This is a genomic window from Micromonospora lutea (assembly GCF_016863535.1).
GTDB lineage: Bacteria > Actinomycetota > Actinomycetes > Mycobacteriales > Micromonosporaceae > Micromonospora > Micromonospora lutea.
Genome location: NZ_BOPB01000009.1, coordinates 158,035 through 171,538 on the forward strand (window position 1 = coordinate 158,035; position 13,504 = coordinate 171,538).

Sequence of the window (13,504 nt, forward strand, 5' to 3'; positions counted from 1 at the left end):
TTAGCCTAACCGAATGACGGATCGCTCGAAGAAGGTCACCTCCGCCCGCGTACTGCGCACCTGGCGGCCCACGCCGAGCGTGGTCAGGCTGGTGCTCGGCGGAGAGGAACTGGCCGGCCTGCCGGTCGGCGAGTTCACCGACCACTACATCAAGATTGTTTTTCCGGTCGCCGGGATCGACCACCCGCGCCCGATCGATCTTGCCGCCATCCGCCGTGACCTGCCTCGCGAGCAGTGGCCCCGGCAGCGCGCGTACACGGTGCGTGCGTGGGATGCGATGGCAGGTGAGTTGACCGTCGACGTGGTGCATCACGGCGACGAGGGGTTGGCCGGCCCATGGGCGGCGGCGCTGCGTCCCGGCGACGAGGTGCTGTTCGTCGGCCCGGGTGGGGCGTACGCGCCGAGCCCGGACGCCGACTGGCACCTGCTGGTCGGCGACGAGAGCGCCCTGCCGGCGATCGCCGCGTCCCTGGCCCGGCTGCCGGCCGACGCGCCCGCGTACGTTTTCGTCGAGGTCGACGGCCCGGCCGACGAGCAGCCGCTACCCAGCCCCGGCGCGGTGCGACTGACCTGGTTGCACCGGGGCGTACGCCCGGTGGGTGAGGCGTTGGTGACTGCGGTGCAAGGGCTGGATTTCCCGGCCGGCACGGTGCATGCCTTCGTGCACGGTGAAGCGTCCTTCGTCCGCCAGTTGCGCCGGTTGCTGCGGGTGGAGCGGTCGATTCCCCGCGAGTGGCTGTCCATCTCCGGTTACTGGCGTAAGGGCCTGGACGACGAGGGCTGGCGGGCCACCAAGCCCGACTGGAACCGCGCGGTCGAGGCGGACGAACAGTCGCGCGTTCCCGTGTCGCTCGCTTGACGACCACCTCATCGCCCCGCCTCAGATGTTAGGAAGGGCCCCTTCCTATACCGGAGGCGTTAACAAGGGGCCCTTCCTTACGCCCAGGGTGGGCAGGGCAGGATGTAGGTCGAGGAGGTGGCGGCATGGCGGGGCGGATCCGGGACGAGGACATCGCGTTGGTCCGCGAGCGTACGTCCATCGCCGAGATCATCTCCGATACGGTGACGCTCAAGTCGGCGGGCGGCGGCAACCTCAAGGGGCTCTGCCCCTTCCACGACGAGAAGAGTCCGTCGTTCAACGTCTCGCCCGCCCGTAACGTCTGGTACTGCTTCGGCTGCGGTGCCGGTGGTGACGCCATCAAGTTCCTGATGGACGCCGAGCACCTCAGCTTCGTCGAGGCGGTGGAGCGGCTCGCCGCCCGCGCCGGTCTGCAACTGCGGTACGTGGAGGACGACCGGCCCGCGCCTCGGCCGAACCGAGCGCAGCAGGGGCAGAAGCAGCGGCTGGTCGCCGCGCACGCCGCCGCCGTCGAGTTCTACACGGCGCAGTTGGCCACGGCCGGTGCGCGTCCCGCCCGGGAGTTCCTGGCCGAGCGTGGCTTCGACCGGGCGGCCGCCGAGCGGTACGGCTGCGGCTTCGCCCCCGACGGGTGGGATCTGCTCACCAAGCATCTGCGTCAGCGTGGCTTCAGCCACGACGAACTGGTCACCGCGGGGCTGTCCCGTCCGGCCCGCTCGGGCAGCCTGATCGACAGGTTCCGCCGTCGGCTGCTCTGGCCGATCCGGGACCTGACCGGTGACGTGATCGGCTTCGGCGCGCGCAAGCTCTTCGCCGACGACGACGGCCCGAAGTACCTGAACACCCCCGAGACGCCGATCTACAAGAAATCCCACCTGCTGTACGGCATCGACCAGGCCAAACGGGAGATCGCCAAGCAGGGCCGGGTGGTGGTGGTCGAAGGCTACACGGACGTGATGGCGTGCCACCTGGCCGGCGTACCGACCGCGGTGGCGACCTGTGGCACCGCCTTCGGCACCGATCACATCAGCGTGCTACGCCGGCTGCTGCTGGACACCGACGCGGTCGCTGGCGAGATCATCTTTACGTTCGACGGGGACGCGGCGGGGCAGAAGGCCGCGCTGCGCGCCTTCGACGACGACCAGCGCTTCGTCGGGCGTACCTTCATCGCGGTCAGCCCCGACAACATGGACCCGTGCGAGCTGCGCCTGGCAAAGGGCGACCTGGCTGTGCGTGACCTGGTCGCCCGCCGCGAGCCGCTCGTCGATTTCGCGCTGCGTCACGTGATCAGCCGGTACGACCTGGACACCGTCGACGGTCGGGTCGAGGCGATGCGGCGGGCCGCGCCTCTGGTGGCGAAGCTCAAGGACCGGGAGAAGCGCCCGGAGTACGTCCGTAAGCTCGCCGGTGACCTCGGCATGGAGATCGAGCCGGTGCAGCGGGCGGTGCTGGCCGCCGCCTCGGGACGCCCCGCCGACGGTCCGGCCGCACGGCCGGCGCGGACCGAGCCGAGCGTGGACAGCCCACAGTCGATGGTCGAGCGGGAGGCGTTGAAGCTGGCCCTCCAGGAGCCGGTGCTGGCCGGCCCGATGTTCGACGCCGTCGAGGCCGGCGACTACCGGCACCCGGTGCACGTGGCCGTCCGGGCGGCGGTCGCGGCAGCCGGCGGGGTCGCCTCGGCGGCCGGCGGCGCGGTGTGGATCGAAGCGGTACGCGACGCCTGCGAGGACCTCGCCGCCCAGGCTCTCGTCGGTGAACTGGCCGTGGAACCGCTTCGGATCGACGGTGAGCCGGATCCGCGCTACGTCTCGATCACCATGGCCCGACTGCAGTGGGGGTCGGTGACCGCACGCATCCGGGAACTGAAGTCACGCATTCAGCGGATCAATCCGGTCAACAACAAGGACGAGTACTTCGCCGCCTTCGGTGAGCTGCTCTCGCTGGAGCAGCACGCCCGCGCCCTGCGCGAGCAGGCGGCGGGAGGGTTGTAGGGATGCCACTGTTCCGCCGCAGGCCGAAGCTGCCACCGGCCGATCGGCCGCCGTTGGAGCGCGACGAACGGGTGCTGGCCTGGGCTGCCGCCGGCAACGGCGAGGGCGAGAGCGACGGGGTGGTGGTCGCCACCAACCTCGGGCTCTGGCTGCCGGGCCGGGACCACCGGATCGGTTGGCACGATGTCGTCAAGGCCGTCTGGTCGGGCCGGGAGTTGACCGTGACACCGGGCGAGCAGGTCGCCGAGCGGGACGGTTACCTGGTGATCGCCGACCGTCCGGCCGAGCGGCACCTGCTGCTCGATCCGGATGACCTGCCGGACCAGGTGCGCACCCGGGTCACGCGGTCGGTGGCGTACACCCAGCACCACGCCCTGCCCGGCGGATCGGGCCGGGTCGTCGGTCGCCGGATCTCCGGCCGCGACGGTCTGACCTGGATGGTCCACTACGACCCCGGCACCCCCACCGACGACCCCGACGTCCTCGCCGAGACCGACCGCCTCGTCGCGGCCGCCCGCGCCGCCACCACCCCCCAGAATCTCTAACCCCTGTTTCCCGACGGGTTAATCCGCTGGGAAGTGTCGGATGCGGTGTCTAGGGTCCGGGGGTGACCATGGCACCACCACTCATCCAGGCCCGGGGGCTGGTGAAGCGGTTCGGCGACTTCACGGCCGTCGACGGCATCGACGTGGAGGTCGGCGCCGGTGAGGCGTTCGGCTTCCTGGGGCCCAACGGCGCCGGCAAGTCCTCCACCATGCGGATGGTCGGCTGCACGTCGCCGCCCACCGGCGGGGAGCTGCGCATCCTGGGCATGGACCCGGTGCGCGACGGCCCGGCCATCCGGGCTCGTCTCGGCGTATGCCCACAACTCGACAACCTCGACCCGGAGCTGACCGTCCGGGAAAACCTGACAACGTACGCGCGCTACTTCGGCATTTCACGCCGGGTGGCCCGGGCACGGGCCGTCGAGTTGCTCGACTTCGTGCAGCTCAGCGACCGCGCGGACAGCAAGGTCGAGCCGCTCTCCGGCGGCATGAAGCGTCGGCTCACCATCGCCCGCGCGTTGGTCAACGAGCCGGAGATCGTGCTGCTCGACGAGCCGACCACCGGCCTCGACCCGCAGGCCCGGCATCTGGTCTGGGAACGCCTGTTCCGGCTCAAGCAGCAGGGCGTGACACTGGTGCTCACCACGCACTACATGGACGAGGCCGAACAGCTCTGTGACCGGTTGGTGGTGATGGACGGCGGCCGGATCGTCGCCGAGGGATCACCGCGGGCGCTCATCGAGCAGCACGCCACCCGCGAAGTGGTGGAGCTGCGGTTCGCCGCCGAATCGCAGGAGGCGTTCGCCGGCAAGCTGAACGCGCTGGGGGAGCGCGTCGAGGTACTGCCCGACCGGGTCCTGGTCTACGTGCCCGATGGTGACGCGGCGGTGGCCGAGGTGGCCGCGCTCGGCCTGAACCCGACCAACGTGCTGGTCCGGCGCAGCAGCCTGGAAGACGTCTTCCTGCACCTCACCGGCCGCACCCTCGTCGACTGAGTCAGGACAGGAAGGGCTGCCATGACACAACTGACCCGGGACCGACCCGCCCTGCCTCGGGTGCCCGCCCTCGCGGTGCTCGAATACCACCTGGTGGGTTACCGGCGCACCTGGCGGGCCGGCGCCTTCTCGTCCTTCCTGCTGCCCACGCTGACCGTGCTTGGGTTCGGGGTGGGCGTCGGGGCGTACATCGACGGTGGCGTCGGTGGCGTCTCGTACCTTGAGTGGATCGTCGGTGGGCTGCTCGCGTCGACGGCGATGCAGGTGGCGATCGCCGAGTCGACCTGGCCGGTCTTCGGCAACCTGCAATGGCAGAAGATCTACTTCGGACAACGCTCGGCTCCGCTGCGGGTCGACGACATCCTCGCCGGCCACCTGGCGTTCGTGCTGTTCCGGGTACTCACCTCCGTCATCGCGTTTCTCCTGGTGACCGGCGCGCTGGGGGCGCTGCGGTCACCGTGGGCGGTGTTGGCGATCCCGGTGGCGGCGCTGCTCGCGCTGGCCGTCGCCGCACCCACCTTCGCGTACGCGGCATCGGTCGACTCGGACAGTTGGCTAGCCATGCTGTTCCGCTTCGCGGTGATCCCGATGACCCTGTTCGCCGGGGTGTTCTTCCCGGTCGAGTCGCTGCCGCTGGTGCTGCGTTGGCTCGCGTACGTCACGCCGCTCTGGCACGCCGTGGACCTGTGCCGGGCAGCGGTGCTCGGCGTGGCCCCGTACTGGTCGGTGGTCGGCCACCTGTGCTATCTGGCGGCCTGGTCGGCCGGGGGATGGCTGCTCGCCCGCCGCGTCTTCGCCCGCCGGCTCGTCGTCTAGGAGAGGGTCATGGTCAGTCTGATGCTGCCCCGGCTGGTCGACGTCTCGGCCGCCTCCCGGCGGTCCGCGTCGGTCACCGAGCGGAACGTCGCGGCCCTGAGGTCCGTCTACTGGCTGCTGCTCGTCTCCGGTTTCGTCGAGCCGCTGCTCTACCTGCTGTCCATCGGCGTCGGGGTGGGCGCGCTGATCGGCGACCTGACGCTGCCCGGCGGTACGGTCGTCAGCTACGCGGCCTTCGTCGCCCCGGCCATGCTCGCCTCGTCGGCGATGACCGGCGCACTGGCGGAGACCACCTTCAACTTCTTCGGGAAGATGAAGTACATGAAGCTGTACGACGGGGTCATCGCGACCCCGGTGCAGCCGTTCGAGATCGCCCTCGGCGAACTGGCCTGGGCGATGCTGCGGGGCAGCGCGTACTCGGCCGCGTTCCTCGTGGTGATGGTGGCGATGGACCTGACCGCGCCGGCCCGCGCGCTCGCCGCGTTCCCCGCCGCGGTGCTGGTCGGCTTCGCGTTCGGCGCGCTCGGCATGGCGATCTCCACGTTCATGCGCAGCTGGCAGGACTTCGACCTGATGAGCTCCGCGCAGTTCGTCCTGTTCCTGTTCTCCGGCACCTTCGTGCCCGCCGAGGCGTATCCGGCGGTGCTGCGGTGGCTGGTCGAGGTGACCCCGCTCTACCGGGCGGTGCACCTGATCCGCACGCTGACCGTCGACACTGGTGGCTGGAGTTGGCTGCTCGACGTGCTCTACCTGCTCGTGGTGCTGACGATCGGTCTGCTGATCGCCTCTCGCCGGATGAGCCAACTGCTCTACAAGTAGGTCCCGCCCGTCCGACCATCGCGCCGCGAGCAGCGAGCGCCGAGCAGCGGGCCGGGAGCCGGGAGTGGGGGCGGCGGGTCAGCCGCCCTGGTAGTAGCGGGCGGCGCCGGGATGCAGGGGGATGGGGTCGGTGGTGGCGGCGGACTCACGGTCGAAGTTGCGCGCCTCGGGGTGCGCCAGGGCCAGGTCGGCCTGGTAGGTGAAGAGCAGGCGAGTCAGGTCGTACGCCAGGTCGTCAGGCATCTCCGCGCTGACCAGGATCACGTTGGCGACCGTCACGGTCGGGGTGTCCGATGGCGTGTCGTAGGCGTCGCGGGGCAGCTCGCCGGTGGTGTAGACCGAGCCGTGCGTGGCGTTCAACGGCTCGATCAGGTCGGCGATCGGCAGCAGCCGGAACCGGTCGGGTGCGTTGGTGAGCAGGTCGGCGATGCCCGGAGTGGGCAGCCCGCCGGAGAAGAACATCGCGTCGAGGGTGCCGCTGCGCATCCGGGCCACCGTCTCCGGCAACGAGAGCCGGGCCCGACGTACGTCCCGCTCGGGATCGAGCCCGGCGGCGGCGAGCATCCGGGCGGCGATGACGTCGGTGCCGGATTTCGGCGATCCGGTGGAGACCCGCTTGCCGCGCAGTCCGGAGAGGGCGGCGATCTGCGCGTCGGCCCGGACGATGACGTGGGTGTAGTTGCTGTAGACCCGGGCCAGCGCGCGAACCGGTTGCGGACGGCCGTTGAAGGCACCGCGTCCGGCGATGGCGTCCGCCGCGGTGTCGGCCAAACTGAAGGCGATCTCCATGTCCCCGTCGGCCAGCCGGGTGATGTTCTCACCGGAGGCGCCGGTCGGCTCGGCGCGAGCCTCGTAGCCGGGCAGGTGGCGGCTGATCACGTCGGCGTAGCCACCACCGAGTTGGTAGTAGACCCCGGTGGTGTTGCCGGTGGCGAGGAAGATCCGCCCGTCGTGCCACGGACGCGGCTCCGAGGTGTCCTCGGCGCCGCAGGCGGTGAGGAGCGCGACCGCCAGCAGTGTCGCCACCAACCGTCGGCCCCGACTCATGCCGGCACTCCGCCGGGCTGGTGATCAGCCCAGGACCGGACGGCCGGTTCGAGGGCCTCGGCGACCCGCTGGACCAGCGTCGCCGTCTCGTAACCGATCTGACCCAGATCGCATCCGGCGGCGGCCAGCACGCCGAGCAGGGCACGGTCACCGACCGCCATCACCAGCAGTACCCCGCCGTCCATGTCGACGATCTGCTGTCGGACCCGGCCAGCGGACATCAGTCGGGCCGCGCCGATGGTCAGGCTGGCCAGGCCGCTGATCACGGCGGCGAGCTGGTCGGCCTGATCGGTCGAGAGGTGCGGTGAGGCCGCCAGCCGCAGCCCGTCCCCGGAAACGGCGAGGGCGTGCGACACGTCCGGCACCTGCTCAGCGAAGTTCGCCAGAAGCCAGTCGAGGCCAGGGCTGCCGTTGGGCGTCATCTAGGGTCTCCCGTTCGTCTGCTGGTTGCGTCGCATCGCGTGGGCCACCCCGGCGGAGAGCGCGGAGAGCCGGGCTCGTACCACCTCGGGGTCGAGCAGGTCCGGCGCGGCCTGCGGCGGCGGCACGTCGTGCAGTTCGGACTGAAGGCCGCCGCCGCGTACCCGCCGGGGCAGGCCAACCGCGGTGGCGTCCTCGGTGCGGGTGGTGCCGGGTCGCCAGGCCGACGCACCGTTGGTCGGCGGGGGCGGTCCGCTCGGCGCGACACCGACGGGCTGCCCGGGTGCCCAGGTCGCGCCGTTGCCCACCACCGGCAACGTCATCGTCGGAGCCCGGTGCACGTCGAAGCGATCCGTCGCGGCAGCGACCGCCGTCGGAGCGGTCTCCGCGCCCTGGTGCCGGAACCAGGCGTGGACGCCCGGAGAAGCCGGGCGGCCGACGGCGCTCGGGCGGCCGGCGAACTGTTCCACCCGGGTCAGCACCGCCTCCGGCACGTCCACCTGGGCCACCGTCCCGGCACCGGCACTGTGTAGCCGCACCTGGATCCCGTGCCGGGCAGCCAGGTGTGCCACCACGTGCAGGCCCATGCTGCCGGCCGCGGCGCTGGACAACACGGCCGGGGCGCGCAGCCTCTCGTTGATTTCGGCCAGTCGACTCTCGCCAATGCCGATGCCCTGGTCGTGTACGCGCAGGGTCAGCCCGTCGACGGTACGTCGACCGTCCACGTGCACGGTGGTGTGCGGCGGCGAGTACGAGGTGGCGTTCTCCAGCAACTCGGCCAGCAGATGCACCAGGTTGCCCACCGCCGAGCCCTGCACGCCGGCGGTGGGCACGTCGATCTCGACCCGGGCGTACTCCTCGATCTCGGAGGCGGCACCGCGGACCACATCGGCCACCAGATGCGGCCCGTCGTGCGCCCGTCCGGGCTCGCCGCCGGCGAGGACCAGCAGGTTCTCCCCGTTGCGCCGCATCCGGGCGGCGAGGTGGTCGAGTGCGAAGAGCCGAGCCAGCGCGTCCGGATCCGTCTCCTCCTGCTCGAACTCGTCGAGCAGCCGCAGCTGCCGGGTGATCAGCGTACGGATGCGGCGGGCCAGCGCCTCGACCATCCGGGTCACGTCCATGCGCAGCTCGGCCTGCTCACCGGCGAGTCGAAGCGCCGCCCGGTTGACGGTGTCGAAGGCCTCGGCCACCTGGGCGATCTCATCGCGTCCACTGCTGATTCCCGCGGTGAGCTGCGAGGCCGAGCCCTCGCTCCGAGTGCTGTCACCGGCCGCGATGGCGGTGATCCGCTCGGGCAGTTCCCGATGTGCCATGGCCAGCGCCGCGACCCGCAGCCGGCGTAGCCGGCGGCTGGTGCGTACCGCCAGCAGCGCGGCGGCGGTCAGCGAGACCAGCGCCAGCGTGGCGGTGGAACCACCGGTGACCAGCGCCCGTTGACGGGCGTCGGCGGCCAGTTTCGCGGCGCGCCGGTCGAGTTCGTCGGAGAGTTCCCGGCCGAGCAGGTTGAACCGGCGGATGGCGCCGCTCTGGGCGACGTACCAGGCGTCGCCGTCGGCGGCGAGCGCGGACGGTTCGGTGTCGGCGTTCAACGCGCTGTCGCGCATTCGCCGCGCGGTGGAGACGTCGCCTCCGGCGATCAGCCGGGTGTACGCGTCGGTGGCGCGTTCCCCGGCGATCCGGGAGAACTCGGCCTGCCGCTGTTCCTGTGCTCCGCGTAGCCGACCCAACCGGGTGAGTTCGCCGCCGGCCAGCTCACCCCGGATGAAGATGGCCCGTAGCAGGTCACGTTCCAGCGACGCCAGGTGTTCCTGGGATGCGACCGCCGCCACCTCACGGGCGCGGTTGGCCAGCTCGGGGTCACGTAGCTGGGCGGGGAGCGCGTCGGCGACCGCGAGCAACGACTCCACCAGTGCCACGTAGAGCCCGTCCGCGTTGTCGGTGGTGAGCGCGGTGGCCCGGGCCTCGCCGAGCTGGTCGAGGTGCTCGGTCACGCCATCGAGGGCGCGACCGAGGTCCGGTGCGGTGCGGCGGGCCTCGGAGCTGGCGGTCTGATAGCGCTCGCTGGCCTCGTCGACCCGACGCCGCTGGGCGTCGACCAACTGTCGGCCGGAGGTCCCGCCGCGCTGGCGTAGCGCGGCCGTCTCGCCGAGTTCCCGTTCCAGCTCGTGCACCAGCGAAACGGTGGTGGTGGCGGTGCCGGCGAGTACCCGGGCCCGTTCGGCGTCGGTGGAGGCGGCCAGAGCGTCACCGGTCTGGATGGCGCCCAGCACGAGCAGGCCGGCGGTGGCGATCAGGATCGGTGCGAGCAGTTGGGTACGTACGGACCACAGTCGACCGGTGTGACCGGACGGATGGTTGTGTCGGCGCACGCGGGCCAGCGAGGACAGCGGCACGGGGGTCTCCCGAGGTCTGGGCGGCCGGGTCAGGGCACACGCCCTGGCCCGGCCGCCGTCGGTCAGCTCGCGCCGAGGTCCTGCAACGCCTTGGCCGCGCCTCGGTGCAGACCGACCGGGTCGGTCTTGCGGGCGGTGTCCAGAGCGATGCCCTTGGCAGCGGGATTGGCCTGCGCCAGCGCGTCCCGCTTCTCGAACACGGTCCGAGTGATGGCGCAGGCCACGTTGGCGTCGAGGTCCTTGCGGACGAGCAGCACGTTGGGAACCACGATGGTCGGGGTGTCCGCCACAGTGGAGTAGACGTCCTTGCCGATCGTGCCGGCCTGGTACGCGGGGTTCAGCTCGCTCATCTTAGGCAGCAGCGGCGTGATGTCGATGAACTTCACCTTGTCACCGGCGGTGGTGAACAAGTCGGTGACACCGCCGGTCGGCAGGCCACCGGACCAGAAGAAGCCGTCCACGACGCCGTCCTTGACGCCCTCCACGGTTTTAACCAGGTCGAGCCGCTGGGCCTGGATGTCGGTGGCCGGGTTCAGGCCGGCGGCCTCCAACAGCCGGTTCGCGATGACCTCGGTGCCGGACTTGGGGGAGCCGGTCGAGATCTTCTTGCCGCGCATGTCGGCCACCGAGTTGATGCCCGAGTCGGCCCGGACGATCACCTGGGTGTAGTTGTCGTAGATCCGGGCCAGCGCCTCCACCGGCTGCGGGGCGCTGAAGCTGTCCTTGCCCTGCACCGCGTTGACGGCGGTGTCGAAGAGCGAGAAGGCCACGTCGTACTGGCCGCCGACGAGCTGTTCGATGTTCTGGACCGACGCTCCGGTCTCGGCCGCCGTGCCGGACAGCCGACCGCCGGTGCTGTCTGAGAGCTGGCTGGCCAGGGCGTTGCCGACCACGTAGTAGACGCCCGTGGCGTTACCGGTGGCGATGCCCACCCGGGTGTTCTCGGCCACCTCACAGGTGACGGCACTCGCGGTGTCGTCCGTGGCCGCGGTGCCCTGGCGACCTCCGCAACCGGCGGTGCCGACGGCGACGAGGGCGAGGACTCCCACCCCGGCCACGAGCCGCACGTTGATCCGTCCCACGCTGTCTCCTTCCTGAGTCATGCCGGTGATCCGGCTCGCGTCCCGCCGGAGGGGCCGGCGAATCCGCGTCGTACGTACACGCCCACCGTCATGACGCCGGCCAGCACGGCGCCGATCGCGACGGGCACGGGTTGCAGCCAGAGCAGCGCCAGCCCGGCGGCCGCGCCGATCACGCGTTCCGGCACGCCGGCCGGACCGACGCCGGGCAGCCAGCCGCCCGCCGCGACGGCCAGCACCGCGACACCGAGGGCGGTGACCGCGGTGGCGGTGAGGATGCGCTGGGGACCACCGATGCCGAGCAGACCGAGGCCGGTCGGGGTGATCACGAACGCCAGCGGGATCAGGTACGCCGGCAGCGCGTACCGCAGGGTGTGCCACATGGTCGGCACCAACCGTCCGCCGGTGACCGCGGCGGCGGCGACGGCGGCGAGCGCGGTTGGTGGCGACACCTCGGACAGCACCGCGAAGTAGAAGACGAACATGGCGGCGGCGGGAGCGCTGACGCCGAGGTCGAGCAGGGCCGGCCCGATGATCACCCAGCCGATCACGAACGAGGCGGTCACCGGGATCGCCAGGCCGAGCAGGCTGAGCGCGACGGCGGCGAGCAGCGCGGTCAGTGCGAGCACCACGGCCGGCTCGGAGCTGACCGCGCTCGCGGCGCCGACCAGGAGCGCCGCGGCCTGCGGACCGAGACCGGTCTTGGTGGTGGTGGCGGTGATGATGCCGGCCGCCGCGCAGACGACGGTGACCGCGAGGACTCCGCGTACACCGCTGGAGAGCGCGGCGACCAGTCGGGGCGGAGTGAGCCGGTGCGTCCGGTCCAGGAAGGACAGCGCGATCGCGAGGAGGGTGGCCAGCACGACGGCACGGGTCGCCGACAGCCCGATGGCGAGCAGCCCGACGATGGCGAACAGGGAGGCGAAGTGGTAGCCGGAACGCAGCAGCAGCTGCCAGGCGGAACTGGCCTCGAGGGCCGCCGGGCGCACCCCGGAGCGTCGCGCGTCGATCTCCACCGAGAGCACGATGCCGAGGTAGTAGAGGATCGTCGGCACCACCGCCCAGCCGAGGACCTGGAGGTAGGACACGCCGAGGTACTCGGCGATGATGAAGGCCGCCGCGCCGAGCGTCGGCGGGGACAGGATGGCACCCACGCCGGCTGCGGCGAGCATCCCGCCGGCCCGTTCCGCCGGGTACCCGGCGCGACGCAGGATCGGCCAGGTGACCGCGCCGATGCTGACGGTCGTCGCCGCCCCGGAACCGGAGACGGTGCCGAGCAGGAAGCCGGACGCCACCGCCGTACGACCGGCGGCGGTACGCGAGCGCCGGAATGCCGCGGCGGAGAGGTTCACGAAGAACCGGCCGGCGCCGGAGAGGTCGAGCACCGCCCCGTAGATGGTGAACAGCACGATGTACGTGGCGGCCACGTCCAGCGGGGTGCCGTAGAAGCCGCTGTCGGAGTTGTAGAAGGCGTCGACCAGTTGCCCGAAGTCCAGCCCGGCATGGGCCACTGCCCAGGTCTGCGGCAGTAGCCCGCCGTAGTAGCCGTAGCCGAGGAAGACCAGACAGACGGCGGGCAGGATCCATCCGGTGGTGCGCCGGCAGCCCTCCAGCAGCAGGAGCAGCAGCAAGCTGCCCATCGCCACGTCCATCCCGACGAGCAGTCCCTGCCGGTCGAGGAAGGCGTCGTAGCCGCCACCACCGCCGGCCAGGGCGATCGGCAACACCGGGTACAGACAACCGGCCAGCGCCGCGACGGCCAGCAGCCAGTCGACGCGGCTGGGACCGTGCTGATTGACCACGGTCGGGTCGAGGTCGGGCGTTGACGCCCGCCCCGCGACCATCGCCCGCAGGCGGCGCGGTAGCCGCAGGTCGGCCGGGTAGGCGAGGAAGACCAACGGGAGCACGCCGGCCAGGAAGAAGATCAGGTAGTACTTGCTGCCCTGTGCCAGCGGCCGGAACACCTGCCAGAGCGCGAGCAGGCCGATCACCAGCGTGGCCGCGGTCAGGATGACGGCGACCGGTCCGGTCAGCACTCGGCCGGGCTTCTCGTCCTCGAAGCGACTGGCGAGTTCGCTGGGATCGATGGGGGTTGGAGCGGGCCGGGCGACGGGTGGGTCCGCCTCCGCCACTCGGCCGTGTCCGCCGTGGCGCTCAGGTCCGGAATCATCGGTGAATCGGATAGCCGACACGAGGGGGGACGATACGCGAATCGACTCCGCGTTGGGGGGCATTGTCAAACATCGCTTCGCTGAGTGACTTTACATTCTTTCATGTTTCGCGCGCCGCGATAATTGAGAATAGCGTTCATGATCAGCTCAAACGTGCCGATGGGGGCGGTGTGGGCGAGCCGGAGAACCGGACGAAGTGTGTCCGCTTTAGTGAGATAGCGGGGGTATCACCCCGATCTGGGGTGAGGCCAAAAAACCATCAACGCGACTACGCTCCGTGCATGACGCTACGCTGGGTGGCTCCGCAAATCGTGAGGGTTGCAGTGGTGGTGGTGTCGATCGCACGGCCGCCGGGCCGGTTCCGGAGTC

General features: G+C 71.0%; 11 protein-coding genes. 6 read left to right on the plus strand and 5 right to left on the minus strand.

Going from position 1 to position 13,504, the window contains the following annotated elements:
• Positions 1–13 precede the first annotated feature (13 nt).
• The 6 genes from Vlu01_RS08500 to Vlu01_RS08525 all read left to right on the plus strand — a co-directional run bounded on the left by Vlu01_RS08500 (position 14) and on the right by Vlu01_RS08525 (position 6,025).
• Positions 14–859, plus strand: coding sequence for a siderophore-interacting protein (locus Vlu01_RS08500; RefSeq protein ID WP_203996323.1), 846 nt, complete (start codon positions 14–16; stop codon positions 857–859).
• 125 nt (positions 860–984) lie between these two features.
• Complete coding sequence (gene dnaG / locus Vlu01_RS08505; protein WP_203996324.1) at positions 985–2,850, plus strand: DNA primase; 1,866 nt, start codon at positions 985–987, stop codon at positions 2,848–2,850.
• A 2-nt stretch (positions 2,851–2,852) separates the two neighbouring features.
• Positions 2,853–3,395, plus strand: coding sequence for a hypothetical protein (locus Vlu01_RS08510; RefSeq protein WP_203996325.1), 543 nt, complete (start codon positions 2,853–2,855; stop codon positions 3,393–3,395).
• Positions 3,396–3,457: 62 nt separating this feature from the next.
• On the plus strand, positions 3,458–4,390 hold the full coding sequence (locus Vlu01_RS08515; protein WP_203996326.1) for an ABC transporter ATP-binding protein: 933 nt from the start codon (positions 3,458–3,460) through the stop codon (positions 4,388–4,390).
• Positions 4,391–4,411: 21 nt separating this feature from the next.
• Positions 4,412–5,206, plus strand: coding sequence for an ABC transporter permease (locus Vlu01_RS08520; protein WP_203996328.1), 795 nt, complete (start codon positions 4,412–4,414; stop codon positions 5,204–5,206).
• A gap of 9 nt (positions 5,207–5,215) precedes the next feature.
• Complete coding sequence (locus Vlu01_RS08525) at positions 5,216–6,025, plus strand: ABC transporter permease (RefSeq protein ID WP_203996330.1); 810 nt, start codon at positions 5,216–5,218, stop codon at positions 6,023–6,025.
• Between the two features lie 78 nt (positions 6,026–6,103).
• Here the strand turns inward: Vlu01_RS08525 and Vlu01_RS08530 are convergent, their stop codons facing one another.
• The 5 genes from Vlu01_RS08530 to Vlu01_RS08550 form a co-directional block, all read right to left on the minus strand.
• Positions 6,104–7,072 (minus strand): TAXI family TRAP transporter solute-binding subunit, encoded by a 969-nt coding sequence (locus Vlu01_RS08530; RefSeq protein WP_203996332.1) that lies wholly within the window; start codon positions 7,070–7,072, stop codon positions 6,104–6,106.
• A complete protein-coding gene (locus Vlu01_RS08535) occupies positions 7,069–7,494 on the minus strand; it encodes a roadblock/LC7 domain-containing protein (RefSeq protein WP_203996346.1) in 426 nt (141 codons plus the stop codon). The genes Vlu01_RS08530 and Vlu01_RS08535 overlap by 4 nt, the downstream gene beginning before the upstream one ends.
• Positions 7,495–9,885, minus strand: coding sequence for a sensor histidine kinase (locus tag Vlu01_RS08540; RefSeq protein ID WP_203996347.1), 2,391 nt, complete (start codon positions 9,883–9,885; stop codon positions 7,495–7,497).
• Positions 9,886–9,947: 62 nt separating this feature from the next.
• A complete protein-coding gene (locus Vlu01_RS08545) occupies positions 9,948–10,967 on the minus strand; it encodes a TAXI family TRAP transporter solute-binding subunit (RefSeq protein WP_203996348.1) in 1,020 nt (339 codons plus the stop codon).
• A 17-nt stretch (positions 10,968–10,984) separates the two neighbouring features.
• The gene (locus tag Vlu01_RS08550) at positions 10,985–13,096 is read right to left on the minus strand and encodes a TRAP transporter permease (protein WP_239095786.1); all 2,112 of its coding nucleotides are present in this window, start codon (positions 13,094–13,096) and stop codon (positions 10,985–10,987) included.
• Positions 13,097–13,504: the final 408 nt, after the last annotated feature.